At 33.2% G+C, this 382-nt stretch carries 1 protein-coding gene; it reads right to left on the bottom strand.

Translation table 11 applies throughout. The features are described 5' to 3' along the window. Positions 1-140: 140 nt before the first annotated feature. Positions 141-382, bottom strand: a 242-nt coding sequence (locus ACX6CF_RS21000; RefSeq protein WP_458787327.1) for a hypothetical protein, incomplete at its 5' end; no start/stop codon positions are given.

The following is a 382-nucleotide window of genomic DNA, read 5'->3' as shown; positions in this document are numbered from 1 at the left end:
GCTTGATTACCTTTTTCGTCTGATACATTGTAGTGATAAATATATGTTCCTGGCATAATTGTAGATATTTCATCTACTAGGCTACCGTCTTTAGTTATCGTTACTACTATATCTTCTGTTATATCTCCATCTCTATTATCTTAAGCTGTTGCTCCTGCATCTTTATATTTTCCACCATAGGTTACTTCTTCCGATTCATTTCCTACTAAAGTTATCACTGGAGCTTCTTCATCTTCTTTTACTACTACTGTTCTTGTTACTTCTTGTGCTTGATTACCTTTTTCGTCTGATACATTGTAGTGATAAATATATGTTCCTGGCATAATTGTAGATATTTCATCTACTAGGATACCGTCTTTAGTTATCGTTACCACTATGTTAT

The organism is Vallitalea sediminicola (assembly GCF_054408565.1).
This window is presented reverse-complemented; position numbering and strand designations above follow the sequence as displayed.